General features: G+C 44.1%; 26 protein-coding genes. 6 read left to right on the top strand and 20 right to left on the bottom strand.

Features of this window, described 5'->3' with window-relative positions:
* The first annotated feature begins 10 nt into the window (after positions 1-10).
* From ABD734_RS05550 to ABD734_RS05540, 3 genes are all read left to right on the top strand, one after another.
* Positions 11-439, top strand: a complete 429-nt coding sequence (locus ABD734_RS05550; RefSeq protein WP_344702226.1) for an HIT family protein — start codon at positions 11-13, stop codon at positions 437-439.
* A gap of 52 nt (positions 440-491) precedes the next feature.
* On the top strand, positions 492-851 hold the full coding sequence (locus ABD734_RS05545; RefSeq protein ID WP_344702224.1) for a YtxH domain-containing protein: 360 nt from the start codon (positions 492-494) through the stop codon (positions 849-851).
* Between the two features lie 97 nt (positions 852-948).
* A complete protein-coding gene (locus tag ABD734_RS05540) occupies positions 949-1,944 on the top strand; it encodes a peptidylprolyl isomerase (RefSeq protein WP_344702222.1) in 996 nt (331 codons plus the stop codon).
* A 39-nt stretch (positions 1,945-1,983) separates the two neighbouring features.
* Here the strand turns inward: ABD734_RS05540 and yhaM are convergent, their stop codons facing one another.
* The 9 genes from yhaM to ABD734_RS05495 form a co-directional block, all read right to left on the bottom strand.
* Positions 1,984-2,925 (bottom strand): 3'-5' exoribonuclease YhaM, encoded by a 942-nt coding sequence (yhaM, locus tag ABD734_RS05535; RefSeq protein ID WP_344702220.1) that lies wholly within the window; start codon positions 2,923-2,925, stop codon positions 1,984-1,986.
* Between the two features lie 11 nt (positions 2,926-2,936).
* The gene (locus ABD734_RS05530) at positions 2,937-5,864 is read right to left on the bottom strand and encodes an ATP-binding protein (RefSeq protein ID WP_344702218.1); all 2,928 of its coding nucleotides are present in this window, start codon (positions 5,862-5,864) and stop codon (positions 2,937-2,939) included.
* Between the two features lie 7 nt (positions 5,865-5,871).
* On the bottom strand, positions 5,872-7,056 hold the full coding sequence (locus tag ABD734_RS05525; protein ID WP_344702216.1) for a metallophosphoesterase family protein: 1,185 nt from the start codon (positions 7,054-7,056) through the stop codon (positions 5,872-5,874).
* A gap of 86 nt (positions 7,057-7,142) precedes the next feature.
* Complete coding sequence (locus ABD734_RS05520) at positions 7,143-7,499, bottom strand: YlbF/YmcA family competence regulator (RefSeq protein WP_344702214.1); 357 nt, start codon at positions 7,497-7,499, stop codon at positions 7,143-7,145.
* A 54-nt stretch (positions 7,500-7,553) separates the two neighbouring features.
* Positions 7,554-8,684 carry a DUF445 domain-containing protein gene (locus ABD734_RS05515; protein ID WP_344702211.1) on the bottom strand — a complete coding sequence of 377 codons (1,131 nt, stop codon included), beginning with the start codon at positions 8,682-8,684 and terminating at the stop codon, positions 7,554-7,556.
* Between the two features lie 59 nt (positions 8,685-8,743).
* A complete protein-coding gene (gene xdrA / locus ABD734_RS05510) occupies positions 8,744-9,199 on the bottom strand; it encodes an XRE family transcriptional regulator XdrA (RefSeq protein ID WP_344702208.1) in 456 nt (151 codons plus the stop codon).
* 157 nt (positions 9,200-9,356) lie between these two features.
* Positions 9,357-10,649 carry a dicarboxylate/amino acid:cation symporter gene (locus tag ABD734_RS05505; protein ID WP_344702206.1) on the bottom strand — a complete coding sequence of 431 codons (1,293 nt, stop codon included), beginning with the start codon at positions 10,647-10,649 and terminating at the stop codon, positions 9,357-9,359.
* 92 nt (positions 10,650-10,741) lie between these two features.
* Entirely contained in the window at positions 10,742-11,371 is a 630-nt protein-coding gene (locus tag ABD734_RS05500; protein WP_344702204.1) for a response regulator, read from the bottom strand.
* Positions 11,372-11,376: 5 nt separating this feature from the next.
* Entirely contained in the window at positions 11,377-12,483 is a 1,107-nt protein-coding gene (locus tag ABD734_RS05495; RefSeq protein ID WP_344702202.1) for a GAF domain-containing sensor histidine kinase, read from the bottom strand.
* A 119-nt stretch (positions 12,484-12,602) separates the two neighbouring features.
* Between ABD734_RS05495 and ABD734_RS05490 the strand changes: the two genes are divergently transcribed.
* The 3 genes from ABD734_RS05490 to ABD734_RS05480 are packed head-to-tail and all read left to right on the top strand — an operon-like array spanning position 12,603 to position 14,360.
* Complete coding sequence (locus tag ABD734_RS05490) at positions 12,603-13,010, top strand: disulfide oxidoreductase (RefSeq protein ID WP_344702200.1); 408 nt, start codon at positions 12,603-12,605, stop codon at positions 13,008-13,010.
* A gap of 15 nt (positions 13,011-13,025) precedes the next feature.
* A complete protein-coding gene (locus tag ABD734_RS05485) occupies positions 13,026-13,532 on the top strand; it encodes a thioredoxin family protein (protein WP_344702198.1) in 507 nt (168 codons plus the stop codon).
* Positions 13,533-14,360, top strand: a complete 828-nt coding sequence (locus tag ABD734_RS05480) for an RluA family pseudouridine synthase (protein WP_344702196.1) — start codon at positions 13,533-13,535, stop codon at positions 14,358-14,360.
* A gap of 56 nt (positions 14,361-14,416) precedes the next feature.
* Here the strand turns inward: ABD734_RS05480 and ABD734_RS05475 are convergent, their stop codons facing one another.
* The 11 genes from ABD734_RS05475 to ABD734_RS05425 all read right to left on the bottom strand — a co-directional run bounded on the left by ABD734_RS05475 (position 14,417) and on the right by ABD734_RS05425 (position 25,761).
* Positions 14,417-16,537 carry an RNA degradosome polyphosphate kinase gene (locus tag ABD734_RS05475; protein ID WP_344702193.1) on the bottom strand — a complete coding sequence of 707 codons (2,121 nt, stop codon included), beginning with the start codon at positions 16,535-16,537 and terminating at the stop codon, positions 14,417-14,419.
* Between the two features lie 37 nt (positions 16,538-16,574).
* Positions 16,575-18,104 (bottom strand): exopolyphosphatase, encoded by a 1,530-nt coding sequence (gene ppx, locus ABD734_RS05470; RefSeq protein WP_464761438.1) that lies wholly within the window; start codon positions 18,102-18,104, stop codon positions 16,575-16,577.
* A 10-nt stretch (positions 18,105-18,114) separates the two neighbouring features.
* Positions 18,115-19,503, bottom strand: a complete 1,389-nt coding sequence (gene fumC, locus ABD734_RS05465) for a class II fumarate hydratase (RefSeq protein ID WP_344702190.1) — start codon at positions 19,501-19,503, stop codon at positions 18,115-18,117.
* A gap of 67 nt (positions 19,504-19,570) precedes the next feature.
* The gene (locus ABD734_RS05460) at positions 19,571-19,762 is read right to left on the bottom strand and encodes a hypothetical protein (protein WP_344702188.1); all 192 of its coding nucleotides are present in this window, start codon (positions 19,760-19,762) and stop codon (positions 19,571-19,573) included.
* 11 nt (positions 19,763-19,773) lie between these two features.
* Entirely contained in the window at positions 19,774-20,367 is a 594-nt protein-coding gene (locus ABD734_RS05455) for a sugar phosphate isomerase family (RefSeq protein WP_344702186.1), read from the bottom strand.
* Between the two features lie 306 nt (positions 20,368-20,673).
* Entirely contained in the window at positions 20,674-21,411 is a 738-nt protein-coding gene (gene nfsA, locus ABD734_RS05450; protein ID WP_344702185.1) for an oxygen-insensitive NADPH nitroreductase, read from the bottom strand.
* Positions 21,412-21,421: 10 nt separating this feature from the next.
* Entirely contained in the window at positions 21,422-21,892 is a 471-nt protein-coding gene (trmL, locus tag ABD734_RS05445; protein ID WP_344702183.1) for a tRNA (uridine(34)/cytosine(34)/5-carboxymethylaminomethyluridine(34)-2'-O)-methyltransferase TrmL, read from the bottom strand.
* A gap of 9 nt (positions 21,893-21,901) precedes the next feature.
* Complete coding sequence (gene queG, locus ABD734_RS05440; protein WP_344702181.1) at positions 21,902-23,032, bottom strand: tRNA epoxyqueuosine(34) reductase QueG; 1,131 nt, start codon at positions 23,030-23,032, stop codon at positions 21,902-21,904.
* A gap of 84 nt (positions 23,033-23,116) precedes the next feature.
* The gene (dsdA, locus tag ABD734_RS05435; RefSeq protein WP_344702179.1) at positions 23,117-24,412 is read right to left on the bottom strand and encodes a D-serine ammonia-lyase; all 1,296 of its coding nucleotides are present in this window, start codon (positions 24,410-24,412) and stop codon (positions 23,117-23,119) included.
* Positions 24,413-24,457: 45 nt separating this feature from the next.
* The gene (locus tag ABD734_RS05430) at positions 24,458-25,108 is read right to left on the bottom strand and encodes an HD domain-containing protein (RefSeq protein WP_344702177.1); all 651 of its coding nucleotides are present in this window, start codon (positions 25,106-25,108) and stop codon (positions 24,458-24,460) included.
* Positions 25,109-25,230: 122 nt separating this feature from the next.
* On the bottom strand, positions 25,231-25,761 hold the full coding sequence (locus tag ABD734_RS05425; RefSeq protein WP_344702175.1) for a YceI family protein: 531 nt from the start codon (positions 25,759-25,761) through the stop codon (positions 25,231-25,233).
* Positions 25,762-26,144: the final 383 nt, after the last annotated feature.

The following is a 26,144-nucleotide window of genomic DNA, read 5'->3' as shown; positions in this document are numbered from 1 at the left end:
GGTACAATGAATGAGTAAAACCATTTTTGAACAGATTGCAGACGGTGAAATTCCAGCAAACATCCTATATGAAGATGAAACATGCATCGCCTTCATGGACGCCTTCCCCCTATCAAAGGGGCATACGCTGGTCATACCCCGCAAACCGATTGAAAACATTTATGATCTCGATGAAGAAACCGGCGCGCACATCATGAAAGTCGTCACGAAGATGGCGAATGCGTTGAAGAGTACTTTTAATCCCGATGGCCTGAATGTCATCCAGAATAACGGCTCCTACGCTTCCCAATCCGTCTTCCATCTACACTTCCACCTCATCCCACGCTACAAGGCAGAATATGATGGGTTCGGATATGAATGGCAGTCTGATGAGAACTTGCACTCTGATGAAGAGAAAAAAGAAATCGCCCGCTCAATCCGTGAACAATTGGATGCATGAACCCGAGAACATGAGGGTAATGTAATATAAATCAAAAAGGACGTGACACTGTATGAAATTCAGAAATCTAGCGGCAGGCTTCGCTGTCGGTGTAGCGGGCGGTACACTCATCGCTGTTTTGAATGCCCCGAAGTCAGGAGCTGAATTGCAATCTTCCCTTAAATCCGGGTCCGGAAATATGAAGACACAGATGAATCAGCTTAAAATGGAAGCGAATGAAGTGAAATCCTCTTTCCTCCAGACTAAGCGCGAATCACAGGAAGTGTTTGAAACGCTTGGGGACGAAGTCAAAACAATGATCAGCAACTTCCAGGCGGATATCAATCCAAATATTGAACATATCAAAAAAGATGTGGATAATATACAGAATCGTGTCGAAGAGATCCAGGACACCTTTAACAGCGACAAATAAAATCAATCTGATGAAGCGGCGGGGGACTACAATTGTGCCTCGTCGCTTTATTATGATATATTAGCACCTGTATCCACTATCAAAGGAGATTTGTGCAATGAAGAAGATAATAGCGCCCATGGTGCTCGGACTTGGTCTCATCGGCCTGGCCGGATGCTCAGACGATAACAGTGAAAACAGCTCATCCAGTGAAACAGAATATGGTGACGTCCTTGCCACAAGTGATGCAGGTGATGTAACTACAGACGACATACTTAACCAGTTGGGAACAGACAGTATAGCCAACCAGACATTCCAACTGACGTTGGATACAATACTTAAAGAGAAATATGCTGATGAGATCGACACAGAAGAAATTGAATCACAGATCAATGAAGAAATAGAAGGCATGGGCGGGGAAGATCAATTTGCCGCACTGCTTCAGCAGCAACAACCAGGCATGACCGTCGAGAAATACAAAAAACAACGGATCAACAACGCCTTCCATGATAAATTCTTCAGTGAAAAATTTGATATCACTGATGAAGAAGCAAAAAAATCCGTCCGTAAAGCCTCTCATATATTGATAGAGACTGGAGATGGAGAGGACGCCCTAAGTGACGAAGAAGGCAAAGAGAAAGCCGAAGAGTTGCTTAAGGAAATCAAAGATGGCAAAGACTTCGGAGAAGTGGCCAAAGAAGAGTCATCTGATACCGGTAGTGCCCAAAACAGCGGCGAACTCGGCTACGTCCAACGGGGACAAATGGTTGAAGGTTTTGAAGATGCACTATTCGAACTCGAAAAAGGTGAGATTTCGGATGTTGTCGAATCTGAATACGGATACCACATCATCAAACGTCATGAAGAAAAAGACATTGATGGAGAACTCGATTCCATAAAAGGTCAACTGATCAACGAGAAGATTCAAGAAAACCCAGATAAAGTCCTTGAGTATTACAAAGAATTGCTCAAAGAATATAATGTAGAGTTCAAAAACGAAGAAATCAAGACGTACATCGAGGATACTTACCTGAATCCGGAATCAGAAGAACCAGTTGAAAAACCAGGTGACGACACTTCTGTAGAAGAACCGACTGAGGAATCGGAAGAATAAAAAAATACCGGGACGCTAAAATTAGCGTCCCGGTATTTTTTATTCCAAATGTTCCGGGCGGTAGAAGAAGCGGCTTTCAAGAGGGAAGATCCGTTCCGTGAACTGACCTTTTTCCGCCTTGTCTATGTGTTTATCCATCATCATCATGCGCGCATCTATATTGTCGATGAAATGGAGGATTTCTGCTTCTTTCAGCATTGGTTGCTTAGGTGAACCGTATTCGAGCTTACCGTGGTGACTTAAAATCATATGTTTAAGCAGCAGGACTTCCTCTCCCTCTATATTGAGTTCAGCTGTCACTTTGGAGATTTCTTCACTCGCTATCACGATATGCCCTATCAGATTTCCTTCAGTCGTATAGGTTGTACCGACAGGACCAGACAGTTCCTTAACCTTTCCTATATCATGAAGGATGATGCTGCTGTAAAGTAGGCTTCTGTTCAGTGAAGGATAGATGTCGCAGAGCGCTTCTGCTGTCCTCAGCATATAGTGGACGTGGTAGGCAAGTCCGGAGACGAAATCATGATGATTGCTCATTGCAGCCGGATAACTTAAAAATTCCTTGCCATATTTCTTCAGCATCTGCCTTACAATCCTTTGCAGACTGCCATTTTCAATCTTGATCACATAATCCATAATGCTTTCGTACAAGGTGTTTTCATCGATCGGCGCTTTCTCGACGAAGTCTTTAGGATTCAACCCATCCTCTTCTGTAGCTAATCTGAAGGTAGCGATCTTCATCTGTTTCTTGTTGCGGTAATCAATGATATCCCCTTTCACCTTGATCAGTGTTTCTGGCTTCAGGACTTCCATATCTTCTTTTGAAACGGTCCATAGCTTGGCTTCGATATCTCCCGTGCGATCCTGCAGGAACAGGGTCATATAGGGTTTACCTTGTGATGTGACGCCTTGCTGGCTCCTTTTTATAAGATAAAAAGTGTCGACGGAATCTCCAGCCTTCAGTTTCGATATATTATTCATGTGCACTCACCTCATTTGACTTTCTCTTTAAGTTTGATGGTTTGGGACGTAGGAATTGAGTTATCGAGGTTACATGTAAAATACAGCACCTGATCTTGCACTTCATTCCTCAAATAATCCATGATGATCTTTTTCCTCTCCTTGTCAAAATGCACGAAGGCATCATCGATGATGAGAGGTAACTTATAATACCCTTTCAACGCCTTGATCAGACTCAGCCTTAAACTGATGTAGAGCATTTCTTTTGTAGACTGTGACAGTTCAAGCGGATGGAAGAGCTGACCGTTGTCATGCCTGACCTTCACTCCGTCATCATCATAGATGATGTTGATATAACGTCCGTTTGTTATCTTCTGGAAAATAGTCCTTGCCTCTTCGATGACGACAGGCAGACGTTCATCTTTAATCTTTCGGATGTGCGCTTCAATCAGTATCCGGATGTAGTTCAATGACATGTAGTCTCTCGATATATTCTGGATATATGATTTTTTCATCTCATATAAGTGATGAAGTTCACTTAACTTACCGTCGCTCTCCATCATCGCGATCTCCGAGTTCAGTTCAGCCAGCGTTTTTTGCTCCACATGAACCTTATCATTAAGTGCTTCGATCTGTTCGACAATGTCTTCTTCTTCCTCCCGCAGCTCAGACATCAGGATATCGGCCAAGGCATTCCGTGCATCATAATCGAAATGCTCTTCACCCAACTTCTCATCCAATTCATTATAACGGCGGACATTCCTTCTATGTTCGTCGTCTTTTCTCGCATAGTAATAATATGTCTCTTCATCCTCTGCCAAAACCTGGTCGAACAGAGAGTTGATCTCGTAGTGCGCTTCTTTTACGCTATCCTGAAGCACCTTATTCTCATTCTGCAAGAGAGTAATCTGATCATTCAATCGAGTATGGTCAGCTTCATCCTTATACATGTCGGATGCTGCATTCTTTACATCATGGAATACACTCGCGTCGTCATAGTGGATACCGTAATGCATCAGATCCTCCTTGACGCTGCTTTTGAATTCCTGGAGTTCACGGGTGAGATTATCCATCTCGACTTGATACCTGTTGATCTGGTTCCTCTTTTGTTTTATCTCCCTGATCGTGTGGATGGCATCAGGCATTGATTTGTTTTCCATGTCCATATCTATCTTCAGATCTGCTTTCATCTTCGACAAATCGGTGTTCAATGAATCATGCAGTGCTTCTTTGTTCGATAAAGTTTCTTTCAGTTCTTCAAGACGGACATGGGTCGAAATGCGTTTCGCCTTGAGTTCCTTAAGATCCATTTTGAGTTCTCTTGCGGTACTGAGCTCAAACTCCATGTTGTGGTTCCTGTTGATGGTTTCAATCGCTTCTTGAAGTTCCGCGACCTCTTTTTGATAGTCCTCCTTCAGCGATTCATCCGGTTTTTCCCTGTTCAAGGTAAGTAGCAGCAATATCAGTGCGCCGGCCACGGCCGATGCACTTCCTATCACCCATTCTGACCCGACAAGATAGAAGATGCCAACCAACAGGGCAATGATCCCGACCCCAATGATGAGCATCTGCTGCATCCTGCTGGATCTATTGCGTTTACGTTTTTCCCGTTCATAGTCTTTTTCGATCAGACTGAACATCTTTTCCTTTTCCTTCAGTTCAAATTCCTTGTCCATCAGTTCCTGCTTTTTTCTGATGCGCGTTTCACTGATCTGATCCGCTTCCAACTGTGCCAATTCCTTATCGTAATGACTGATGTCGGACTTCACCTGATCGAATTCACGCACCAGAAATTGTTCCTCCAGCGCCACTTCATCCAATTTCGAAAGGAGCGACTGAACAGACTCCTTCACGATGTTGGAATCATCGACCTCATGATGTTCCTCACTCCAGCCTACGTCCCTCATGAGCAGGCCGATGGCTTCTTCATTGCTTGCTATTTCTGAAGCGAGACGCTTGTGCTCCATTCGCTTCTGCTTGATTTCAGGCTCTTTCTTCAATATACCTTCCAAATGGGCGATTTTTTCTCCATCAGGTTTTTTGATGCCTGCCAACTCTTTTTCCAGAACTTTTAATTTTTCTGTACGCAAGGCAATATCCTGATCGGACTGTTGGAGTTGATGCTTCATCTTCTCATATCGCTCGATCCCTTTTTCAGGAAAATTGATCGGTTCGATGTTCACTTGACTCTCAAGATTCTTCCATTCTTTGATGTCTTTATGGTAAACGACTTCTTTCATTTTCTGCTTTCTTATCGATTCCAGCTGATGCAGACCATCTTTGGTGAAGTTTAATGCTTCTTCACTCTTCACTCTTTCATTGGTTAGAGTATCGTACCGTTCCTCCACCTGCTCAAGCGCCCTGATCTTATCGTTGAGCTCTGACATTTCAGCAATTTCCTTATTCAATTCCGGCTTTGAACCATTTTTCTTATAGATCGTGCCTAGCTCGGAATCGATTGCACTAAGCATCTCATCATATTCATGGGAGCCAAGCGCGCCTGCACGAAGCAGGTACTCCTGCAGCTTGTCTTCAGTCATATTCTTGTGTATATCCTGCAGTCCGAGCACATCGAAGGAAAAGATCGAGCGGTATGTTCTTTTATCGATGAAATTCAATTTTTTGATGAGCCATTCTTCACCACGCACAGTCCCGTCTTCAAAATAAATTTTGACGTCACCCTGCACTTTACCTTTTATGCGTTCGATCTCTACGGTGCCCGGCTCATCAGGAAATTCGACTGTAATCTTTCCCCCATATAGATTGTGCATGCGCGGCTCTCTTCTCGGCTCCTGTTCCTTACGGGTCGGGAATCCGAATAGAATGGAGTGGATGAACGACTGCATCGTTGACTTGCCGGCCTCGTTCTCGCCAAAGAGTTGAACTAATTGTTTATTGGTATCAAATTTTGTTTCTGTTATTTTTCCATAGCCATATATATCGAGTCCAATAATTTTCATATATTCACTACTTCCTCATCAACATTCTAAGTCGTTCTTCACCCTCTTCAAGCAGCGCTTCCGGGATGATATCCTGCACAGGGTCCAGATACCTGTTCAGCCTCGGGTCCATGTAGAGCGCATTGACCGCTTCTTTGAACAGTTCTTCATCGGAAGAATGACTTGCTTTGATGTCGTTGATCAAGGCGATGTTGTCTTGCTGCAGGTACCTCACCTTAAGGTCATCAATCCAGACGAACTCTTTTATATCCCTCTCATCTTCCTTCAACAACTCAATTACTTCAGTCAGATCGGCACCCGTCAGTTCCTCGTCTCCATCATAGACGGTAGTCAACTGGATGATGTGCTTTCCTTTATCCCTTAAGCGATTTTTGAATTCTGCAATTGCCTGGTAAAGGGACTGCTTGCTCAGGTTTGCCACTTCGAGTTCATACTCGGCAAAAATGATTTCCTGTACAGGGATGAACCGTGTTGTAAGATATACATCATCGCCCTCCACCACAAGGAAGCCTTTTTCGCCATACTCATTCTTATGGCGGCCTTGTATATTACCTGAGTAATGCACAGGTGGCAGATCACTCAATTCTTCACGCTGATGGATATGGCCAAGCGCCCAATAATGATACAGTTTTTCATTCAACATCCGTAGATTGAATTCCGTGTATCGTTTTTGGGTGGACTGACTCTGGGAATAAGTACCATGCAGCAGGCCGATATGTATGCCTTCGTTCATTGTATTGACTGGATATTCCTCCAGTCTGTTTTCATATGTATCATCCATGAAATAGCTGAAACCGTGGAGGAAGATACGTTCTCCGTGTGAACTCACCATCTCATACGTTTCTACATTTTCACCAAATACCGTGACGTTGTCCGGCCACTCCGCTTTGAAGCCATCTGTCAACGGGTCATGGTTGCCATGGATGATATAGACGAAGATGCCGGCTTCTTTCAAACGTTCAAATTGGCGTTTCATGAACACTTCGGATTTCAGTGTACGGTTCGCTGCATCGAACATGTCTCCTGCTATGACAAGGAAGTCGACCTTTTCCTGGATCGCGTAGTCAATCATCCTTTTGACACTGATATATGTACTTTCTGTAAGCACGTCAAAGATTCCTGGAATCATTTTCGAGCGGGACTTGAATGGACTGTCCAGATGCAGGTCTGCACAATGTATAAATTTAAACAATATTCCTCACCTGACTTTTCTGCTCATTATATCTACAGTATACCAAAAACCAAAAGAAAAGAGGCCCTCAACAGACCTCTTAGCAATTAGTTTTCGTTATTTACACCGTATAGTTCTTCAATCGGCTTCATGATGACACGGTTCAGATCCTGGATGAGTTCACTCATCTTCTGTTCTGCTTCCATAAGAGCTTTGATGTTTTCGTCCTTTTCGATGTCTTCAGCGGATTTCTGTGCTTTTTGGACATCTTCTTCCTGGATTTCCTCACCTTGCATCTGTTTTTGCTGCAGGTTCATCTGTACTTCCCTGAACTCATCGAAGAGTGATTTCGACTCTGGATTAGCATTTACTTTTTCATAGTACTCTTTCATATTCTTGAATTCATCTGATTTGCGCAATGCATCTTCCAATGCATTTGCCTGATCGTATACGTTGACTGACATTGATAAAAAACTCCCTTTAATAAAGATAACTATACTGTAACATAAAATCGGCACTTATAAAAATACAACAATCAGCCCTTGTATGATTCCGATCATGCCACCAAGGAAAAAGCCAAGCAATGTGATCATACGGAACTCTTTATCAGATATTTCCATGACAAGCTTTTCGATATGACTCAATTCAAAGCTGTCAATCTGATTTTTTATGACGTGGGCCAAATGGAGCTTCTCGACAATCCTTCCGGTATTCGCTTTCAGATATTCAATGATATTACCACCCAATTTGTATTTGCCGGTTTCCTTGAAGGTATTGAACATCTCGGGATTGAAGTCCTTAATCGGATAATCCAGTATGCCGTCTATATCTATCCGCCTTTTCAATGTCTCCGCAATGCTGTCAATCAGAGCATCCCGGTCACCTTCTGTGACGATTTCATCCAATCGGGTCTTTTTGAGGCGTTCATATTCTTCATTGATGATCCTCAGCTCTATATCGGTCAATTTCGGGTCGTATATCAGCTTGTTCAATTCCTTTTGGATATTACGTACGATGGATTCCGTCGTCATTATATATTTCAGGGAGCGTGCGAGCCTCCCTCTGTTCTGAACGAACTCGTCAGCCATCGTATACAGGTCTTCATACCCTTTCTGAGAATTGATGTAGGCTGAAATTTTCCTCGTCAATTGGGGTTGGAGTCCATCCACCTTTCCATCGAGTGTGGCGAGCGCGGCTTTAGGAATCAGTGACTCGATGCTCCGGCCATATAGCTTGCCGCCTTCTTCAGCCACCTTTACATCAAGGGCATCGTTGAAGCTCCTCATCACCTTCTCTGACAAGCCTTCATGGATCCGCTCCAGGAAATAGCGAAGGCTCAAATTCTCCGATTCTATTGTCTCTATCTGCCGATCTATGAACAGCATGATGAAGCGCCTCGTTTCATCACTGTCGATTTTGTTGATGAAAGCGTCCGGCGTCAGCAGATGTTGGGTAATGATCTCCCCCATCTTAACTGACGCTTCTTCCCTGCGGCGCGGAATTACACCTGGTGTGAATGGCAGTTGTCTGCCGAAGATATATTTAGGTTCATAGGGTCTGAACAGCATCTTTATGGCAAGCATATTGGTCAATCCGCCTATCAGAGCCCCGATGATCATCATCAGGACGATCTGGATTCCATCATTCATGAAAAACACCCCTTCCTGTTACCGTCATGTATAAATAAGAAAAGGCACCATGAGGTGCCTTAGACAGGTTGTAGATCAGACTGTCTGTTAAAGTACGTTCTGATCTCCCTTTCGATATATGATGCATGGAGCGGTCGGTTCATCGGGCTCAGTACCCGATAGATTTTATTGCTTTTATTATATTGCAGGCGATAGCCATTCTTTCTTTCAAGGTCATCCCAATAGACCGCTTCCCCTTCATAGTTCGGGTAGACACAATGGCCTCTTGAGATCAGCTGTGCCAACTCCAGAGGGTCACCGCCGAAACTGTTGGTCAGGACATCACTATCCCTAAACAGGGCACAAAGCGAAATGCATGTCGTCCAGTTAGGAAGGATCCGTTCTTTTTCTATCTGTACAAGCGTCTTTTTGGATAGGCCGATCGTCTGACTCATGGAGTCCTGAGTATAGCCCGCTTCGGTCCTTACCATTTTGAACTTGGACTGGAGTAACTCCGTAAAAGTCTGTTTATCCATTCTTTTCTTCCTTTCACTCGTTTCGGTTATTATAAAAACCACTTACTATAATAATACACTTTTAATATAATAGTATATTTTCATGTAAATTAAAAGGGCATATATTGAATTTCACCAAGAGTTCAATATATGCCCGTCATTTAATTGTCACTAATCATCATGTTTCCTGTCCGGTTTTGCCTTCTTTACGGTTCTCCTGTTCGTTGATGATCAGAGATATTGCCGCATCACCTGTAACATTGACCATCGTCCGCGTCATATCAAGCAACCTATCTATACCGATGATGATTCCGATTGCTGCAGGATCGAGTCCGATTGCAGTCAGCACCATTGCCAGCATGACAAGCCCGACGCCCGGCACCCCTGCTGTACCGATGCTTGCGATCGTCGCAATCAAGACGACTGTAACCATCTGCATGATCGTCAGGTCGATGCCTGAAAGCTGTGCGATGAATACCGTCGCGACACCTTGCATGATTGCCGTCCCATCCATATTGATCGTGGCACCGAGCGGCTGCACAAAACTGGAGATGCTTTTACGGATCTTGAGGTTCTCCTGAGCTGACTTCAGTGAAATCGGCAGCACTGCGCTGGACGAAGATGTACTGAACGCCACACCCATTGCGGGAGCAAAACCTTTAATGAACCAGATGAAGCTCTTCTTTGCCAAGAACTTCACTGCAGCACCGTAAACCAGGAACATATGGATGAAGAGTGCCAACAGTACACAGATGAAATACATGCCGAGTTGCTGTATCGCTCCGAATCCGGCCTGGACGAAAGCTGTTGCAACCAGCCCGAACGCACCGATGGCTGCAAAGTATTTCATTATAGCGAGTACTATCCACATCACTACTTCATTTGCTTCCTCGAATAATTTGACGAGGCCCGCCGTCTTATCCTTCTTGGCGATTATCGCGATACCGATGAAAATCGCAAATGCGATGATCTGAAGCATGTTTTGTGTACCCATCGCCTCGACGACGTTTGTTGGGATCAGATTGATGACAGTTTGATCAAAACCTTGCTGCAGTGCTTCCCCCGTGCTTCCACCTTCAAGCTCGGTCTCGCGATACTCAGCGACTTCGTCTGAACCAAGTAGAGCAGACTGCCCTTCACCCGGATCCAGTATATTCGCAACGACCATTGCGATGGTGATTGCAATGGCGGTGGTCGCCAAATAGAACAGCAGCGTCTTCAGACCATAACCTCCAAGCAGTTTAGGGTCGCCTACACTTACAACGCCAAGCACGATGGAGATGAAGACTATTGGTACCACCATCATGAAGATCATATTAAGGAAAAGCTGGCCGAGAATATTGAATATGTACTGGTCGACCCATTGCACCCATTGCTGGCTGTCATACATCGGGCTCAGTATCGAGCCGATGATGATACCAAGGATTAGTGCAACTACAATCTGTATAGTAAGTTTATTTCCTATTTTCATATTATGCCTCCAAACTTTGAAATGTCTGTGCTAATTATACTGTTTGATGCAAACGTTTGTAAACAATAATTGAAAACGATTTCCAAAACACCTTACAATTTGATTATATTGTACTTGATGGCGTATATTACAGCCTGTGTCCGGTCTGTCACCTCAAGCTTGTTGAGAATATGGCTGACATGCGTCTTGACTGTCTTTTCACTGACATACAAGGCTTCACCAATTTCACGGTTTGATTTTCCACGAACGATTTCCCTCAACACCTCAATTTCACGTGCGGACAGCGCATTTTTTTCATGCGGCATATGCCCTTCCCTATCTATTACCTCAAGTATATCAGGATGGATGACCTTCTCCCCTTCGATTACACTTTTAATCGAGGCAATGAGTTCCTCTGCTTCCATTTCTTTTATGATATAACCATCAGCATGCGCCGAAAAGACCGGCCTCACATACTCTTCGGTAGTATAACTGGAGAGCACCAGAACTTTAATTTCAGGGTAATATGCCTTGATTGCACGTGTGACTTCTATACCATCCATCTCGGGCATGACAAGATCTAAAAGGATCAAGTCTATATCTTTGGCACTCTTCAGATATTCAAGAAGTTCCCTACCAGTACCGAAATCTTCGACTACGCGAATATCTTCTGTAGTCGACAACAGGAACTTCATGCCTTCCCTTACTATATGGTGGTCATCCACTAATATGATATTGTACATATGCTTCACTCCTTCATGGGGATGGTGATCATGATGCGGGTCCCCCTCCCCTTCCCGGTATCGATATTTATATTTCCATTGAGCTTATGGATCCGTTCGGTCATATTCGACAAGCCATAGCTGGACCGATGATTTTCCTCAAATTCAAAACCGCTGCCTCGATCTTCGATGATTACGGAGAAGACATCGTCCTTCGCCATCATTCTAATTATCGCATGTTCAGCACCCGAATGCTTGCGTATATTATTCAAGCTTTCCTGTATAACCCTATAAATGGCGACTTCCACATGGTCTGGCACATCATAGAAGCCCTCCATACCAATCTCAACTTCAAGGCCAAGCAGCCCTGCATACTTTTCGACAGCATCGATGATGCCGTTCTCGAGCCCTATCGGCTTCAGTTGCCAGATCAAGGCTTTCATTTCCTTCATCGCATGTTTCGAAGTCCGCTCTATGGAATCAAAAGCCACATTCGCCTTGTCCGCATCATTCAATGATTTTGCAGCATGCGAAGTGATGCCTATCGAGAACAGCATTTGATTGACCGAATCATGCAGATCTCTCGCGAGTCGCTGTCGCTCTTTTATGAGCATATTCTCCTGCTCACGCGTCGTCAGTTCTATGCGTTTTAAAGTAGATCCTATCTGAAATGCCACCGACTCCAGAAGATCCAGCTCGTCCTTGGCGAACTTCTCACGATAAGGGCTTGCCACGTTCAATAGACCGAAGGATTCGTCCCCAGAAATAAGTGGGACAGTAGCATGATGAGTGATCCCATTATTTTCATTGGGGTACTCGTTACGGGCTTGTTCAAGCCTCGAACATACAAAAATATTCGTTGCCGTCTTAAGTTCTTTCCTGTTATATTTATTGACACACCAGCATTTGCCCTCACATAAATAATGATAATTGTTATTTTTTAGGGAGGACGGGAGACGGTAATGCGTGGTGAGTTCATGTTGGCCCGCTTCATTTATGAAGAATATCCACCCCGTATCAAATTCCGAGTGATCGACCAGCATCTTCAATGCCCCTTCGACCATTGTCGGCCTATCCGTCTCTTCATTCAGGAACTCTGCGATGTCTTTCAACAACTGAAGTTTACTTTTCATAAGGATCACCCCACTTTAAAAATTAACAGCTTTGTAACCTTAACTTCCACATCCAACGGCCGTTTTCACTTATAATGATACAGTATGGGTTCGAATCACTCGTCTATCGGAGGGCAGCCATGTCAAAAAACAAGTTTTATATGCAATCCATTTTCCTCATCTCATTGATCGCCACTCTCGGTTCGCTTTATTTCAGCGAAATCAGACAGTATGAACCGTGTGAGTTCTGCTGGTATCAACGCATACTCATGTATCCGCTAGTACTGATTTCCATCATTTCAGTCATCCGTAATGATCATGGTGCCGTATACTATATCCGATTCATGAGTCTGCTTGGTCTCATTATCGCATCTTACCATTACGCCCTGCAGAAAATCAGTTTCCTCGGTGATGGATTTACAGCCTGTACCGGAGTTTCCTGTACCATCCAGTATATAGACTGGCTGGGCTTCATTACAATTCCATTCTTGTCGCTCATTGCATTTGCGCTCATCTTTATACTATCATTTATTTCAAAAAGAAAATAAGAAGGAGACTGAACCATGGGAAATAAAATATTCTACGGCATTGTAGCACTTATCATCGTGGCATTTGTAGGCATTTTTATATTTATGAACAGTGCATCAAATGATCCTGATAAAATCAGCGATTCGGGATACTATCCCTACACGGACCTTGAGCCGGAGGAGCTTGAAGGCGCAACCATCGACAAGTTGGATGATGAGAATTACCACTTCAATAAAACTTTCGATGAGACAAAGAAGATTATAGAGGAAGAAGATAACGCGTTCGTCTATCTATGGAGCCCGACATGTGTACACTGCATCGCAGCCACGCCATTTTTAGCTGATGCATTTGAACAGACGGATGCTGAAGTCACGCAATTGAATGTCTTGGAATATGACGCAGCATGGTCGGAATTTGAAATTGAAGGGACACCGACCCTCATCTATTTTGAAGATGGCAAGGAAGTCGATCGCCTCTATGGTAATCCCGGAAACTCTGATGACTACAAATCTTTCATTGAAGATATGACAGGGGACAAATAGATGAAATTCACAATACATGAGAATTTTGACGGGTCAACACTTGAAGAAATGCTGAAGACCCTTCATGTACCCAAAAAAGAACTTCATTTGCTGCGCATGTCGAAAGAGATAACGCTAAATGGTGAACCAGCCCGTCTCAATTCACCCATCCATGCAGAAGATGTAGTCGTTCTCCCAGATGACGGTTCCAAAAGCCAGTACAAACCAAGCTATCGGACATGTGATGTTTTATATGAAGATCGTTATCTCGCTGTACTCTTCAAGCCTCGCGGCGTCAAGACACATCCGAACGAGATGTCTGAGACCAATACACTGATGAACCATGCCATCTATACTCTAGAGGCCGACTACCTCGAACCAGTCCATCGTCTTGATCAGGAAACCAAGGGCGTCCTCCTTGTCGTCAAGCACCCTTTAGTCAAGAAGATGCTTGACCATATGTTGAGTGAACGTGAAATCAAAAGGACTTATATTGCACGCATTGATACAAAAAGGTTGATTGAAAAACAAACCATCAGTGCCCCGATAGCCAAAAATCCAAAAGAGCGCAATAAATACCATGTTACTGATAAAGGGAAAGAAGCAGTGACCCATATCACCAAGTCGCATGTTACACCGGATTATTGCGAGCTTGAAATTGAATTGGAGACAGGCCGCACCCACCAGATTAGAGTACATTTGGCACACATCGGTTCCCCAGTCATCGGTGATCCCCTGTACGGGAACTCGACGCTTAGGGACCTGCAACTCTTCAGCTATAGAATCGAATTCATCCACCCCCTGCTTCAAAAAACTGTACGCGTAGAACTCGACAGAAAGACATTGTAGAAAAAACCTTCACCCCAAGAAATTACGGGGTGAAGGTTTTTTTAGCCTGTATCGTTTCATTTCCGTCTTCTGAAACGATCTTTTACTTTAAGCAACAGCTGATTTTCATGTTGGATGATCTGTTCGCGACCGCTTCTTTCAGAGCGGCGCATCAATTCCACTTGGGCACTGATGGGAGGATGTTCGTTTTCAACATAAACATAAGTGCCGTCAGCGCGTTGGCTACGCGCTTTGATATTATCCATCAGATACAACCTGACAATCGCTTTGATCTCTTCGATGATTGCTGGATCTTTGACTGGGAACAATATTTCCACACGCTTGATCATATTCCGCGTCATCATATCGGCAGAAGATAAGAACATCTTCCCTTCACCATTATGGTTGAAATAATAGATTCTTGAATGCTCAAGGAACCTTCCGACGATGCTCACCACTCTGATATTTTCGCTGACATCCTCTATTCCTGGTTTAAGGCAACAGATGCCCCGCACCACCAGATCTACTTTCACACCCTCTTGGGAAGCCTGAAGAAGCTTGTTGATAATTTTCTTATCTGTAAGCGAGTTCATTTTGGCGAATATATAACCTTTGCCGTATGTCCGATGCAGTTCGATTTCCTTATCGATATGATCCGCGAATAGATCCCGGATTTCAAACGGAGCGACATGGAGTGATTGGTAGTCGGGCTTTAGGGAATAGCCACTGAGGTAGTTGAAGAAGTTGATCGCATCATTCCCTATGGCCTCGTCCGTTGTGATCAGCCCCATATCCGTATACAGTCTCGCAGTGGAGTCATTATAGTTGCCGGTACCAAGGTGGACATAGCGGATCAATCTGCCTTTGACTCTTTTGACCACCAAAGTAATTTTACTGTGGGTCTTCAGGAAATTCATGCCGTAAATGACGTGGCATCCGGCATCTTCAAGTTCTTTTGCCCACTGGACATTATTTTCTTCATCGAAGCGTGCCTTCAACTCTACGAGCACAGTCACCTGCTTACCATTTTCAGCAGCATGCTTCAGTGCTGCAATCACCGGAGAATCACTTGAGACCCGGTAGAGTGTCTGTTTAATCGCAAGGACATCTGGATTCTCTGCCGCCTCACGCATAAAATCCACAATCGTCTGGAAGCTTTCGAAAGGATGATGTAGGAAGACATCTTTTTTCAAGGCACGCTTGTAGATGTTCTCTCCTCTCAGGAATTTTGGTTCTTGCGGCACGAATGGCGGGTATGCAAGATTGGGATGGCGTTCCTTGAACCTCGCTGTCAAGTCGAACAGGAAGGTTAAATCCAATGGCCCGTTGAACCTATATACATCCTGCTCCTCGAGATTCAATTCATTTTTCAGAAAGGAGCCATTGATGGAATCGTCCTTGCTTGTGTCTATCTCCAGCCTGACGGCCGCTCCTTTTGTCCGTTCCTTCAGGAAACGCTCGATCTCTATCAGGAGATCAGCAGCCCCTTCTTCATGGATGGTCAGGTCCGCATTGCGCGTTATCCTAAACGGGAAGGTCCGTTCAATCCTATAACCTCTGAACAATTCACTGATGTGCTGTTCAATGATATCTTCAGTCAGGACAATATAGGTTCTGTCCCCTTCCTTAAGTTCATAAAACCTGCGGATAACAGTCGGCAGTTGGACGATGGCGGTCTGATCACCCAATTCATTCGAAAGGTTGACGAAAATATTGATTTTCTTATTCATCAATTTTGGGAATGGGCGATAGGCATCCATTCCAAGAGGAGTAAGGGAAGGGAATATTTCATTTCTGAATATCGTGCCGAGTTCTTCCTGCAGATGATGCGGAAGTTCATCCGGCCGCTTCAGGATGATGTCATAGCCTTCCAATTCCTTCATCAGACGATGAAAGATGGCATACTGGGCATCGCAGTTCCGCCTGTTCATATCACTGATGCCCTTGAGCTGTTCGCCAGGCGTCATCTGCGTCTTGGTGTCCGGTTCATGATAATCCATCTTTACCTGGTCTTTCAGCCCTGCAACACGTACCATGAAGAATTCATCCAGATTTGAACTTGTAATTGCCAGGAACTTCAGCTTTTCAAGTAGCGGGTTCGTATCGTCCTCTGCCTCTTCAATCACCCGGTAGTTGAAGCTGAGCCAACTGAGCTCTCGATTGTTGTAGTATTCTTTATTGTTCAATCGATATGTCATTACTATTCTCCTACTTCCTCTAAGATGAAACTGGTTATCATGCTTCTATGAATTTGATTTCCAGATGCCCATCCATAATCTTTTCGATATGCTTCTTCTGTCTCGCTGCCTGGTACTCTTCTGCAATCGGATCCCCTTTATATTTGATTGTGAGAGTCATATCATCTTCTTCATCATCCAGATAAAGATCCTCTACAATGCTTGTGTTCGAGATGTTCAGGGCATTCGCAAACTTCAATATGCTGCCGAGCTTCATGAGAATGCTCATTTCCTCGCTATTGAACCATCCGGATTCATCCGCAAAGAACTTCAGGAGCGTCTTGTTCTTGAAGCTTGCAAGCAGAGCCAGCTTCACCCGGTCTCTATGGACAATGCCGTTGATGTTGCTGTTTGAGATCAGATAGTAGGTGTGCTGACTTGTCGCATCCCGGTCGATGAACGACCCGAGATAGAAAATATATGCAGCATTCTTCATCAGGTATTTCTCATGTCTGCTGATGGAGATGAAATCATACCGCTCCAATTCATGATAAAGGCGTTCAGTGATCTCCTGACGTTTCTTCCCTTCCTCGAAATCGATCTGGAAATCACTGGCAAGTTCCTTCAATGAATCCCTGAAAATATGGTATTTATTAAAGGCCGCCGGGTAGTCTCTGGTAATCATGGACATCGCCAGACCTTCCCGTATCCCCTGCCTGCTGAACTTGAATTCTTGGGCTCTTGAGATATCGTAAAGCGATTTGAAGACGATGGTACTCGGCAGGATTATGTCGCTACGGTCCTTACTCAACCCATCGATGTCATCTAGATTATCTTCCTTTGTGTTCTCAAGAAGATCATATACATCCTGTAGATCATTCCGATCCATGGAGTAACCGTGGACGCCTGCTATGGGATAATTGGTTGAAGATTGGTGGATACGTGCTATATTACGCGCACTTCCTCCAATCGCAAGTATCGGTACTTTACGCTTTGAGAGCCACTTGATCGATTTAAGCTGTTTCTTGACATACTTTTCCGTCTCTTCCAACGCCTCTTCATCATTATGTTTCTTATCATCAAAGAACATGCTTTTCAATGTTACGACACCGAATGGGAGGCTGACCGAATGGATGAGTTCCTTATTCTCGAAATATGTCAGTTCAGTACTCCCCCCACCTATATCGATGATGAGGCCGTCCATATTGCTGATGGTATGAACCACTGCATGATAGCCGTAGAATGCTTCTTCCCTGCCAGTGATGACTTTGATTTCCATACCGACTTCTGATTTTACCCGTTCGAGGATGTCATCCACGTTGACGGACTGTCTGATGGCCGCTGTTGCGACCGGATGGATTTCCTTGACGCTGTATTTTTCACTGATCAGCTGGAAACTTTTCAGGATGGAAATGAGATTATCGATCCCTTCTTCTGCCATGACTTTGTCCTCATCGAGGTACCACGCCAACCGTGCTGGTGTCTTGATGTTCTGGAGCTCTTTAAGACCGGTCTCCTCATCATATTCAAACAATACAAGGCGTACAGTATTAGATCCGATATCCACAAGTCCGATTCTCTTCATCATATACAGTCTCCTAATCTTTGGATTGGGTCATCTCTTCTGGTTTGATCCATTCGTCGAATTGAGCTTCGGTCAGATGTCCGGATTCAATTGCGGATTCTTTGAGGGTCAAACCTTTCTCATGGGCATTTTTGGCGATTTTCGCTGCATTTTCATATCCGATATGTGGGTTCAGTGCCGTGACCAGCATAAGGGAATTGTTTAGGAATTTATTGATGTTCTCCTCAATCGGTTCTATTCCGACAGCACAATTATCGTTGAATGTCTGCATGCCGTCTGCAAGCAGGTAGATGGACTGCAGTGTATTATAAAGGATGACTGGCTTGAATACGTTCAGCTCGAAATTACCCTGGGAGGCTGCAAACCCGACTGCCGAATCATTACCGAAGACTTGTACTGAAACCATCGTCAGCATCTCAGACTGCGTCGGATTGACTTTACCTGGCATGATTGATGAGCCCGGTTCATTCGCAGGGATTTCAATTTCTGCTATTCCAGCGCGTGGACCGGAGGCAAGCCATCTGACGTCATTTGCTATCTTCATGAGGTCCGCAGCCAACGCCTTCAATGCACCATGGAGATAGACGACTTCATCATGCGCCGTCAAAGCATGGAATTTATTTGGGGAGGAGACGAACTCGTAACCGGTCTGCTTGGAGATTTCTTTTGCTACACGGTCGCCGAATTCAGGGTGGGCGTTGATGCCTGTACCTACAGCCGTACCACCGATTGCAAGGTTTCTGATTTGATTTTTGGATTCACCTATCAGTGCTTCACACTTTTCGAGCATGTATCTCCAACCACTGATTTCCTGGCCCAATGTCAATGGAGTGGCATCCTGCAGATGCGTGCGACCGATTTTGATTATGTCTTCAAACTGCTCTTCTTTTTCCTTGAATGTCTTTTTAAGACCTTCGAGGGCAGGTATGAGTTGTTCCTCTACAGATTGATAGAGGGCGACATGCATTGCCGTTGGGTATGTGTCGTTGGAGCTTTGGGATTTGTTGACGTCATCGTTCGGGTGGACCTTTTCGTCTACACCTTTTTCAGATAGATATTCATTCGCGACATAGCTGACGACTTCATTGACGTTCATGTTACTCTGGGTACCGCTTCCAGTCTGCCATACTACAAGAGGGAAATGGTCGTCCAGTTCACGATTGATTACTTTATCACACGCGTGGATGATCGCTTCTTTTTTATTTTCGGAAAGTTTGCCGAGTGCATGGTTGGAAACTGCCGCAGCTTTTTTGAGGTGTGCAAATGCTGTAATGACCTCAATAGGCATTTTTTCTTTTCCTACTGGGAAATTCTGCTTGCTTCTTTCTGTCTGTGCACCCCAATATTTGTCACTTTGAACTTTAATTTCGCCGATCGTATCTTTTTCTATCCTGTATGACAATTAAAAAACCTCCTGAAAATTAGTATTCATAGAATATTTTATACTAATTTACAGAAGGATTCATCAGTTATCCATTATTTTCATCATCTAAGTCTTCTTCATGTGTTTCATCGTTCGAGGAATCAATCGGATAATCTTCATTTTGAGAAATCTGTTCCATTTCTTTTCCCAGCGCTTTCACATCTTCCATATCCTCTGTCATCTCATTACTTTCAGGTTCGATATCTTTCCTATAATCCACTTCTTCATCTTTTTTCATCATATCCCACCTTACGCAAACTCTGATGTGTAGTAGTCGACGATATCGTGGTCAAGCTGGGATGCCGCTTCTGAATCCATGACAACAGTCACCATGCGGTGTTTCTTAACTTTGGCGAAATCTTCCTGACCGTTCTCTGCCGCGTCGTACAGATCTCTCACTGCCTTAGCCTTATCGTTTCCGGTGGCCACAAGAATCATCTCCCGTGATTCAAATAATTGTTCATTCCCTTCGACATTGTTGTAGCCAATCTTTTTATTGGCTCCGATCGATAACACTGTAAGGTTTGCTTGTTTTTTGTCATCAAGGACCGATTTCATCGACTCTTTGGTGCCTTCTAATTTCAGTTGACTTTCAGGAATGTCCAATTCATTGAATACTTCAGTATTTCCATCCCGATTGATGGCTACAATATAGATTTGGGAATAGTTGGCCGGGTGTTCTTTTGATTCTTCAACCAACTTGCCATAGCTCCCCTCCAATTCACTGCTCATCTCCAGACCAAGCACACTTGTCGGGTTGTTATGGATTTGCTTTCTTATGATGTCTGCAATATAGTCGTTTACCAAAGTCTTATCCTTGAATATCTTAAAATTCATTGCCATATAAATTCCTCCCGGTTTTCTCTGTTTTATAAACATCTATATTATTCTACCCTGGTGAGTAGCGATTCTAACAAAAATTATCCCTTTTCAGCTTTTTTCTTTCTTCTGGATGGTTTATAATGTTATCATGTATGGAAATATAGGAGGCGCTAATTATGAAAGCATTTCTGATATTGATGGTCAGTATGTCCTTTATCACTGCCATTCTTTCTTCAAGCCGTGATTCCGAATATGGATATAAGGATGACGGTGAAGAAAAGCTAAGTTAAGTTCAAAGTAGGTCATGTATAGCATGGCCTGCTTTTTTTATTGGCCGAGAAAGCCTTGCCTCTTTACGACAGCATCCACATCAAGCCGTTGCTTTTTGCCGAGCATGCCGATCACCTGGTCACTCCAGCTGTCTCGCCGTTCCCCCCCGGTACGACCTTCATAATAACTCCTTATCCTCTCATCGTAGGCGTCGATCTCCGGTTTCACTTTTGCCGTTGGAGTATAGGTGTTTTCATGATAGACCGCTTCAAAAGGCAGGCGTTCTTTCTGACTGCCCTCATGATCCGGATAACCGACTACCATGCCGAAAACCGGAAATACACCTTCAGGCAATTCAAGTATTTCTATGACCTCCGCCATATCATTTCTCAGTGAGCCGATATAACACATGCCAAGTCCCATGCTTTCTGCCGCCACAGCAAGATTTTGAGCTGCTAGGGAGGCATCGACGGTACCTACAACAAATTGTTCTGTCTTATCGTGCGAAATCGGTGTCCCTTTGTCTTTTGACAGTTCGATATGGCGGTGATAATCAACTAGAAATACAAAAAGGTGGCCATTATCCTCTACGTACGGTTGGGTGCTGATTGCCCTTAAAGCCGCTTTCTTGTCTTTATCGGTGACACCCAGGATGCTATAGGCCTGCACATAGCTGGATGTACTCGCCGCCTGTGCAGATTTCACCAGCTCCCGAATCGTCTCCTGATCCAGGGGCGTCTCCTTAAATTTCCTGATCGATCTGTGCGCCTGTAGTAGCTCGGTAACTGAATTCATTTTTCTCCTCCTATTTTATATGCGGAAAACCTTGTTGCCTCAATGCTTCATATATGAGGATCGCCGCTGTATTAGCCAAATTTAAAGATCTCACCTTATCTGTTATCGGGACTCTTAAGGCACTATCGCCATACTGCTCCTTGAGCCAGTCGGGTAGCCCTGTCGTCTCCCGTCCGAAAATGAAATAATGGGCTTCTTCGTCACTCGAAAAGTCCATATCCGTATAAGGTTTTGTCGCAAATTTCGTAAGCAGGTAATAGTTCCCTTCAGTCGCTTCAAAAAACGCTTCTGCCGAATCATGGTGGACGACATTTATATGTGGCCAATAGTCGAGGCCAGCCCGCTTCAGCATTTTATCGTCCGTAGAAAAGCCGAGTGGGTGGATCAAATGCAGTGTCGAACCCGTTGCTGCACAAGTCCTTCCTATGTTGCCCGTGTTGTTCGGGATCTGGGGTTGATATAATACGATATGGTTTGCCATATGTTCCTCCTAAGCGCTCTCTTGGATGCCTTTTAGCATCTCTTCCTTTACTGTCTCGTCCGTCTCTATTTTAAATCTTTCTCCAATGTAGCCAAGTGCATCGTTTTCCAGTATGCAGCCTATCGCCCAGTAGGCGGTCCCCTTGATTACAGGACGCGGGTCATTTTCCGCTACACGTTTCAATACATCTACAGCCGATACTTCCTTGAAATGTGCCAGGGCTATGATCGCATTGCGCTGTATGGGTTTCTTGCCGCGCCAGGTTCCTGCAAGATGCCCGTATGTCTCCTTGAAATCCCTGTTTGATATTTCAAGCAGTCCAGTAAGTTCAGGCTTCAATATTTCAGGTTCCAGTACAATATCATCATGGTGGTTTGTATTGATGCCTTTATTGCGCGGGCATACCTGCTGACATGTATCGCAGCCATACAGCCTGTTGCCGATCTTACCGCGATATTCATCAGGCAGGAAGCCTTTTGTCTGTGTCAGGAAAGAAATGCATTTTTTTGAATTCAGCTGCCCATTTCCGACGAGGGCACCTGTAGGACATCTGTCCACGCATATATTGCAGTCCCCGCAAGAGTCGATCAATTCTTCATCAGGCGGAAATGGGAAACTGGTGATCATCTCACCAAGATAAGTATACGTTCCGAGTGTGGGGTTTATGACGAAGCCATTCTTCCCTATGAAACCAAGACCACTCCGCCGCGCCACTTCACGATCACTCAACACCCCGGTATCCACCATCGAGTTGCATTCGATTGAAGCGTCGATGGATTTTATATAGGCTTCGAGTTTTTCAAGCCTTGAGTTGAGCAAGGTATGATAGTCCATCCCCCAGGATGCGCGGGCGAACATGCCCCGCCGCTCACCCTTTTTACTTTTAGGTGCATCAGGAAGTTTATTCGGATATCCCACCGCGATGGAGATTATGCTGCGCCCTGATTGCAATGTGCGGTCAGGATCCGTCCTCTCCTCGATGGTCCCTTTTTCAAACCCTGATTCAAAGCCTTTCTCATGATAATCAATCAATTTTTCCCTATATTCCACAAACGGCTCGGTATGGGTGAACCCTATATCATCAATGCCGATTGAATGGGCGTACTCAATGATTTTTTTCTTAAATTCAACACGGTCCATTTCGTCACCTGCTTTCTTCGACCACGTTATTATGCCGCTTGATATTATACTATCAGACGGACGTTAGCCACAACCCTCGGCTATCTATATTTTTCCTTTTTGGTAATCCGAATGCCACACTTCTTCAGGCACCATGCTTCCGCCTGTACACCACAAAACATGCGTTGCTTCCTCTTCTTCGACATCCATTTTGATAGGGCCTATAAAGCTTGCTGCCGCAGATGGCTCAGCTTTGATCCCCTCAGTGTCGTAGGCCGTTGCAAGCAGCTGATACAACTGCTCGTCTGCAATGGTATAGAAGGAATGGATCTGATTCTCCAAAAGCTTGCCGATGAATTGCGACGGCCTCCCCACAGCAAGCCCGTCCGCTACCGTGTTATTATCCAATCCGATGTCTTTTACCGACAATGCATCGTGCCGTCCCGTCATCACCCCTAAAAGCATGCTGGGGGCCGCTACAGGCTCAGCGAACACCGGATGGACATGTTGGCCGTAGACTTGCTTCAGACCAAAGCTGATGCCGCCTGGTGCACTCCCTACACCACACGGCAGATAAACATATAAAGGATGCTTTTCATCTACAGTAATGCCTGCTTCATCCAGTTGATTCTGCAAGCGCAGTGCCGCCACTGCATAACCTGTAAAGAGTGGTTTTGAATTTTCGTCATCTACGAAATAGCTATTCCTATCGGAAATTGCCACCTGACGGCCCACATCCACAGCTTTGCTGTAGTCATCTTCATGTTCGACGACTTCAGCCCCATGTTCCCTTAAAAGATCTTTTTTCCACTGTTTTGCATCACTCGACATATGGATCGTCACTTTGAAGCCAAGTGCTACACTGATGATGCCGATGCTCAGTCCGAGATTTCCAGTCGAACCACAAATTATTGTGTAGTCTGAAAAGAATTTCTTGAATGGCAGAGAAGAGAAGCGACTGTAATCTCCATCCAGTCCAATCAACCCTTCATTTACCGCCAATTCCTCTGCATACTTCAATACTTCGTAGATGCCTCCACGTGCTTTGACAGAACCGGATACAGTCAGAGCATTATCCGCTTTAATGAAGCATGATCCCCTGATCATCTTATGAAACTCTCTCTCTAGATGCGCTTGGAACCGATCTGCCGGCAACAATGGTGATTCGATGATTCCTTCATCCTTCACAGTCTCATCAAAGGCTTTTTGTATGAACGGTGCAAATCGTCTCAACCGTGCATCTGCTTCCTTTATATCTTCTAGGGTCAGCTCAAAACCTTGAGGTTCTTCAATGGTTTTTCCGTATACTGGATTTTCCCAGAAAACTTCTTTTTTACGCGACATTTCTGTTATAAGCGGCCATTGTTCCGCTAGTGTATACAAAGAATCCAATACATCCACTCCATTCTTTTGACTGTTCCAGATTTTCTAGGCAAGAAGGCAATTTTAGAGCGTTCCGTCCCATTCATTATAGAATTGTTCAAGATATCTTTCCATGAATTGATGTCTTTTTTCAGCTTGTAGTTTGGCTGATCTAGTATGCATCAGTTTTTTCAGTTTAAGCAGTTTTTCATAGAAATGATTGATTATAGTGTTATCTTCCTTACTGTACTGCTCGAAAGTCAAGTTTTGCCTGGCATGCATTTTTGGATCATGGAGCTTGTGGTTTTTACTTCCGCCAAAAACCATCGTACGTGCAATGCCGATTGCGCCCAATGCATCGAGTCGATCTGCATCCTGAACGATGGCATCCTCAATGGTTTCAACCTCTACAGGGTTCGTTCCTCCCTTGAAAGATACGGCCTGCATAGCATGGATGATTCTATCGACGGTGCCTTGAGCCACACCATGCTCTCTCAGGAAAGTTTTTATGCGTTTCAACTCTCGCCCTTCATCATCTGTCATTTTATAGTCGATCATATCATGGAACAATGCTGCAATCTGGATTGTAAAGAGGTCTCCGCCCTCTTTCGACTGCAGCATACATGCATTATTATATACGCGCATCACATGCCAATAATCATGTCCCGTCATGTCATCTCCATGAAATTCACCCACCATGGCCTTTGCTTCTACAATAATCTTCTCGTTATCCATTATCGAACCTCCATATGTATACATCGTGAACCAGATGATCCAATTATAGCATTTGAGTTAGCCGTTATAAAAAGCATTAATAAAAGCCTCTATGAATTCATAGAGGCTTTTATGGAATAATACTACTCTGTCTTTTCTGTAAACTCGAGTTCAACCATCGCTTTGACTTCTTTACCTACCATGACGCCGCCTGTTTCCAATTTCTGGTTCCAAGTCAGACCGAACTCTTCGCGGTTGATGACGAACTCACTTTGGATACCGTGCACTTCATTGCCCCAAGGGTCCATCGCTTTGCCATTATATTCAAGTTCTATTGTCTTCTCTTTTGTAACACCATTCATCGTAACATCGCCAGTAGCTGAAATCGTTTCACCCGATTTACTTATACTTTTAGACTGGAATGTGATTTTCGGATTCTTTTCGGCGTTGAAGAAATCTTCGGACCTCAAATGCTCATCTCGTGAGGTGTTTTTAGTGTTGATGCTCTCTGTTTGGATTTCCGCATAGAGGCTGGCATCTTTAAAAGTTTCCAGATCTTCTGTTTCGATTTCGAAATGGAAGTTCTCGAAGCCTCCCCTTACTTTTGACACCATCATATGCTTAACTTGAAATGCAACTTCTGAATGCGCTTGATCAGATACATAAACTGTCATTGTCAATTACCTCCATGTAGTAAAATTTATCTTTGATTCGAGATAATATGATTACACTTCATGCTCCATAGAAATGCAAACCTAAAATGCACTGAAGATGAAGAACCTCATATTGCAACTCTTCTTAATTTCAGAGTTGTTACTTTCTTCCCTATCTTCCCCATATCAAACACTTTCTAGAATGAAATTAATTTAATCAAATGTAGAGTGCGTGCCACCATAACATTTAACTGAATCAACTTTCACCTTTAAAATAACCAATAAAAACATACTAAGATTAGTACCACAGGACCCGGCCAGGTCCTGTGGTACTATTTTCATATAGTAGGAGTGGAGATCAGGTCGACGAGGTTTTAGGATTTAGAATCCGGAATAAAAACGGG

The sequence above is a fragment of the Salinicoccus jeotgali genome, assembly GCF_039538805.1.
GTDB lineage: Bacteria > Bacillota > Bacilli > Staphylococcales > Salinicoccaceae > Salinicoccus > Salinicoccus jeotgali.
The sequence above is the reverse complement of the archived record's forward strand: the minus strand, read 5'-3'. Positions and strand labels throughout refer to the sequence as shown.

Coding starts and splice junctions, on each gene's coding strand:
- ABD734_RS05490 (WP_344702200.1), top strand. CDS start 12,603: ATGTCAAAAAACAAGTTTTATATGCAATCCATTTTCCTCATCTCATTG.
- ABD734_RS05545 (WP_344702224.1), top strand. CDS start 492: ATGAAATTCAGAAATCTAGCGGCAGGCTTCGCTGTCGGTGTAGCGGGC.
- ABD734_RS05520 (WP_344702214.1), bottom strand. CDS start 7,499: ATGTCAGTCAACGTATACGATCAGGCAAATGCATTGGAAGATGCATTG.
- ABD734_RS05460 (WP_344702188.1), bottom strand. CDS start 19,762: ATGAAAAAAGATGAAGAAGTGGATTATAGGAAAGATATCGAACCTGAA.
- ABD734_RS05500 (WP_344702204.1), bottom strand. CDS start 11,371: ATGTACAATATCATATTAGTGGATGACCACCATATAGTAAGGGAAGGC.
- ABD734_RS05540 (WP_344702222.1), top strand. CDS start 949: ATGAAGAAGATAATAGCGCCCATGGTGCTCGGACTTGGTCTCATCGGC.
- ABD734_RS05455 (WP_344702186.1), bottom strand. CDS start 20,367: ATGGCAATGAATTTTAAGATATTCAAGGATAAGACTTTGGTAAACGAC.
- ABD734_RS05505 (WP_344702206.1), bottom strand. CDS start 10,649: ATGAAAATAGGAAATAAACTTACTATACAGATTGTAGTTGCACTAATC.
- ABD734_RS05515 (WP_344702211.1), bottom strand. CDS start 8,684: ATGAATGATGGAATCCAGATCGTCCTGATGATGATCATCGGGGCTCTG.
- ABD734_RS05425 (WP_344702175.1), bottom strand. CDS start 25,761: ATGACAGTTTATGTATCTGATCAAGCGCATTCAGAAGTTGCATTTCAA.
- yhaM (WP_344702220.1), bottom strand. CDS start 2,925: ATGAATAATATATCGAAACTGAAGGCTGGAGATTCCGTCGACACTTTT.
- ABD734_RS05495 (WP_344702202.1), bottom strand. CDS start 12,483: ATGAAAAGTAAACTTCAGTTGTTGAAAGACATCGCAGAGTTCCTGAAT.
- ABD734_RS05530 (WP_344702218.1), bottom strand. CDS start 5,864: ATGAAAATTATTGGACTCGATATATATGGCTATGGAAAAATAACAGAA.
- trmL (WP_344702183.1), bottom strand. CDS start 21,892: ATGGCAAACCATATCGTATTATATCAACCCCAGATCCCGAACAACACG.
- nfsA (WP_344702185.1), bottom strand. CDS start 21,411: ATGAATTCAGTTACCGAGCTACTACAGGCGCACAGATCGATCAGGAAA.
- ABD734_RS05485 (WP_344702198.1), top strand. CDS start 13,026: ATGGGAAATAAAATATTCTACGGCATTGTAGCACTTATCATCGTGGCA.
- ppx (WP_464761438.1), bottom strand. CDS start 18,104: ATGATGAAGAGAATCGGACTTGTGGATATCGGATCTAATACTGTACGC.
- ABD734_RS05475 (WP_344702193.1), bottom strand. CDS start 16,537: ATGACATATCGATTGAACAATAAAGAATACTACAACAATCGAGAGCTC.
- xdrA (WP_344702208.1), bottom strand. CDS start 9,199: ATGGATAAACAGACTTTTACGGAGTTACTCCAGTCCAAGTTCAAAATG.
- ABD734_RS05550 (WP_344702226.1), top strand. CDS start 11: ATGAGTAAAACCATTTTTGAACAGATTGCAGACGGTGAAATTCCAGCA.
- queG (WP_344702181.1), bottom strand. CDS start 23,032: ATGGACCGTGTTGAATTTAAGAAAAAAATCATTGAGTACGCCCATTCA.
- ABD734_RS05430 (WP_344702177.1), bottom strand. CDS start 25,108: ATGGATAACGAGAAGATTATTGTAGAAGCAAAGGCCATGGTGGGTGAA.
- ABD734_RS05480 (WP_344702196.1), top strand. CDS start 13,533: ATGAAATTCACAATACATGAGAATTTTGACGGGTCAACACTTGAAGAA.